The organism is Sutterella sp. KLE1602, from assembly GCF_001578585.1.
GTDB classification, from domain to species: domain Bacteria; phylum Pseudomonadota; class Gammaproteobacteria; order Burkholderiales; family Burkholderiaceae_F; genus Sutterella; species Sutterella wadsworthensis_A.
In genome coordinates this window covers 29,463-33,244 of the sequence record NZ_KQ968578.1, presented here as the reverse complement: position 1 = coordinate 33,244, position 3,782 = coordinate 29,463, and the positions used below count along the sequence as shown (strand labels likewise).

General features: G+C 61.5%; 3 protein-coding genes. 2 read left to right on the top strand and 1 reads right to left on the bottom strand.

Translation table 11 applies throughout. The features are described from left to right. The first annotated feature begins 292 nt into the window (after positions 1-292). Positions 293-1,630: an amidohydrolase gene (locus HMPREF3036_RS10685; RefSeq protein ID WP_062334357.1), complete on the top strand. Its 1,338-nt coding sequence runs from the start codon at positions 293-295 to the stop codon at positions 1,628-1,630. A gap of 485 nt (positions 1,631-2,115) precedes the next feature. Next, the gene (locus tag HMPREF3036_RS10680) at positions 2,116-3,231 is read left to right on the top strand and encodes a porin (RefSeq protein WP_062334352.1); all 1,116 of its coding nucleotides are present in this window, start codon (positions 2,116-2,118) and stop codon (positions 3,229-3,231) included. Between the two features lie 342 nt (positions 3,232-3,573). On the opposite strand, the gene HMPREF3036_RS12370 is transcribed toward HMPREF3036_RS10680, so the two are convergent. Beyond that, a partial coding sequence (locus HMPREF3036_RS12370; RefSeq protein WP_231853630.1) for a hypothetical protein occupies positions 3,574-3,782 on the bottom strand: 209 nt, incomplete at its 5' end.

Genomic DNA, 3,782 nt, shown 5'->3' with positions numbered 1-3,782 from the left:
GGCAGTCCTTGCTGGTAAAAGGCAGGGAAGCCCCATCCAATTAATAATTGGGCGGGGAGGATTCACGGTGATGAAAAGAGACGGGGCGGCAAGGAAAACGACTCAGCTTCTAGGTGAAATGTCTTAGTAGACCATCCGTATTTTTGCGGGTACACTACTCCCTGTGCGGTATGCCGGCGTCCGCAAAGCGGACGGCCAACCCCAAATTCAGATGCGGATTGCGTAGTAATACGCAGGAGAAGCCGCAGACAACATATCGGCATGCCTCAGACCAAAGCATCAAGACACTGACATGCAACCCACTTACGATCAGACGGATCCGACGTCCCCCGCCGGCTCCATTCCGCACTGGATCGACCCCGTCAGGGAGGCCGACCTGGTGGCTCGCAGGCGCACGGTCCACAGGACGCCCGAAACGGGCTGGGCCGAATTCATCGCGACCGCCCGCGCTGCCGAATTCTTCACGTCGCTCTGCTTCAAGGTCATGGTCGGGCGCGAGTTCATCGACCCCATCTACGTGCGCGGCCGCTCCGACGCCGAGGTGAGCGAGTCCGAGCGCCTTGCGAAGGCCGCGGGCGTCTCGCCCATCCTGCTGCAGCGCATGGGCGGCCTCACGGGGCTGTGCGCGACGTTCGACACGGGCCGTCCGGGCAAGACCCTTGCGTTCCGCGTCGAGCTCGACGCCCTCAAGATGGACGAACCCGTCGATCCCGACCACATTCCCTACAAGGAAGGCTTCGCCTCCGAGCGTCCCGGCCTCATGCACGCCTGCGGCCATGACGGTCATCAGGCCGTCGCCTTCGAGCTCGGCCGCTTCATCGTGGCGAACAGGGATCGTCTGACGGGCCGCATCCGCTTCATCTTCCAGCCGGGCGAAGAGGGCTCCCGCGGCGCCTATCCGATCGTGCAGTCGGGTCTTCTCGACGACGTGGACACGCTGCTGTGCGCCCACATCGCGACCGACCTTCAGGCGGGCACCGTCGTGGCCGCTCCCGAGAAGTTCCTCTGCACCACGAAGATCGATCTTCACTTCGAGGGCGTGCCGGCCCACGCGGGCATGCAGCCCCAGCTCGGTCGCAATGCGCTTCTGGCCGCTGCAGACGCCGCGCTCATCCTCATGGCCCTGCCGCGCCACTCCGACGGCATGACCCGCGTCAACGTCGGCACGCTCCATGCGGGCGAGGGCCGCAACGTGATCGCGGCCCATGCGGACATGGAGGTCGAGGTCCGAGGCGAGAACGAGGCGATCAACCGCGAGCTCGCCCGCGAGGCCGTCACGCGCGCCCAGGGCTGCGCCATGGCCTTCGGCGTCAAGATGAGCCACAAGATCATGGGCGAGGCCGTCGACTTCGTGCCCGACGACGGCATCGTGCAGATGATCACCGTCTGCGCCCGCCGCGCGCGCTACGTGCGCGAGGTCCGTCCCTCGGTGCCACTCAACGGCTCCGACGACGCCACCCTGATGATTCGCCGCGTGCAGAGCCAGGGCGGCCGCGCAGGCTACTTCCTCGTGGGCGCGGGCCTTGAGGCCTCGCACGAGCATGCCGCCGTCGACTTCGACGAGCGCTACCTCGTCACGCTCTACGACATCTTCGCGAACCTCGTGATCGGTCTTTCGGGCAACTGGTAGCCCGAAGCCCGACCTCGGCCCTCTCATCCCGGAAAACCGGCCCCGCCTTGCGGCGGGCGCCGGTTTTCTGCTTTCCGGCGTGCAGGATTCGTGCGTTCTTTGCTTTTCGTTCATGAGGCCGCAGGGGCGGACTTCGCCTGGCTTCAATGCCCGGAAAAAGTGCTTCCGGAGGCTGTTTGTGGTGCCGAAACAACACTGGGAGTAGAGGAGACACCTTATGACTTATGAGAGACAGTTAGGTCGAGGCGCCTGAAGGACGCGCGATGCGTCGCGTTTGACGCGTTAATGCGACAGTAAAAGTTTCACACGGCCTGAATGTTCTCTGGAAAAATGCCTCACAGGTCTTGAGAAAAGACCGGACCACGGTGCAAGCGCAGTGCAAAAGCGTGCGCGCCATCTCGACGGAGCCCCTCGGGAAGCTTCCGTCGCCGCTCGCGGGCCGGCCGGTCCGGCCCGGAGCGAACCCAAAAAATGAGGAAATGCAAATGTTCAAGAAGTCTCTCGCTGCCGTCGCCGTTCTCGGTGCCTTTGCCGGCTCTGCTCTCGCTGCCGACGTTCAGCTCTATGGTCTCGTTGACCTCGGTCTCAACTGGACGCAGGTCGACAAGGGCACGACCACGACCGACAGCTTCGGCATGGGTTCCGGTCAGAACTCCGGCTCTCGCTTCGGCCTGAAGGGCACGGAAGATCTCGGCAACGGCTACAAGGTTGGCTTCAACCTTGAAAACAGCTTCAAGGCTGACGACGGCGCTTTCGACAAGGGCTCCCGCCTCTTCCACCGCGAATCCATCCTGTTCGTCGAAACGCCGTACGGTGAACTCTCCGCCGGCCGCACGGGCGGTCTTGATTCCGGTGTCGGCCGCTACGGTCAGATGGGCTCCGGTGCCACCGCCATGAGCACGGGTTGGGACAACATCGCGAAGACCAGCAAGGTCTTCCTCGGTCTCGGCGACCGCATGGACAACACGCTCACCTACAAGTCCCCGAAGTTTGCCGGTGTGACGCTTCTCGCTCAGGCTTCTCTTAAGAAGTCCAACGTTAATGAAGAGGGCGATGCCATCAAGACTGAAGAAGGCTCCTCCGACGCCGACCGCTACTACGCCCTCGGCGTGACGTACGGTGCCGGTGCTCTCAACGCTGGCCTCGTCTACAGCCAGACGGACTGGAACCGTACCGAACTCAAGGACCAGACCAACGACGACAATCAGACCGTCGTGTCTGCCTTTGCCAACTATGACTTCGGCATGGTCAAGCCGATGGTTGCCGTCCAGTACTTCGATGGCGGCAAGGATGAAGACAAGACCGCCGACAACAAGAAGACCGCCCTCAACAAGGGCTACGGCTTCGTTGTCGGTGGCACGGCTCCGCTCGTCGGCGGCACGCTGAAGGTTCAGCTCGGCTGGAACGACTACGAAGACGTGAAGACGGGTGCCACCGAAGGCAACAACATCATCACCGGCGTCGGCTACGAATACCCGCTCTCCAAGCGCACGTACCTCTACACGGCCGCCGGCTACACGCAGGTCAAGACCGAAAAGGCCGGCGTCGAAACGAAGACCAAAACGTCCGAAGTCATGCTCGGCATGGTCCACAAGTTCTGATCACTGCCTGTTCGCATAGAACGTCAGTCTGACTGAACCAAGCACCCCGGTTCCGCAAGGAGCCGGGGTGTTTTTCTCGGGCGAACGGGGTCGACGTTCGCAGGAATTTGGGGCGAAAAATCGAGGAAAAAGTCCCTCCGCGGACCCCTGAGTGAGCGAAGTCGACATTTCGTTCTACAGGCTGTCCACGTGTCGAATTCTCGGAAACAGGGCGGTTTGTTGTAGGAATGCAACACTCCGGAGAGAAAGTCACGTGGCGAGGGTTAGCACCTATTTTTCTCCTTAAGGCTAGAGCCACAGGCATTTTCAATGTTTCCTCGTCTGTTTGTCCTCTGGAGCGCATTAGGAGATTGAAGAAGTTTTTGGGAGAATGTCCACAGGTCCTCGCGGACCAAAGACCAGATGCGGCTCGGACCAACTTAGCCGCTCTAAATTCGGCAGCGTCTCCAGTGAGAAGTCTGCCGGCCGCCGACGCATCACAAAAGACGATGCGCGGCACTCAATGAGGAAACAAATCATGTTCAAGAAGTCTCTCGCTGCCGTCGCCGTTC

Coding starts and splice junctions, on each gene's coding strand:
- HMPREF3036_RS10685 (WP_062334357.1), top strand. CDS start 293: ATGCAACCCACTTACGATCAGACGGATCCGACGTCCCCCGCCGGCTCC.
- HMPREF3036_RS10680 (WP_062334352.1), top strand. CDS start 2,116: ATGTTCAAGAAGTCTCTCGCTGCCGTCGCCGTTCTCGGTGCCTTTGCC.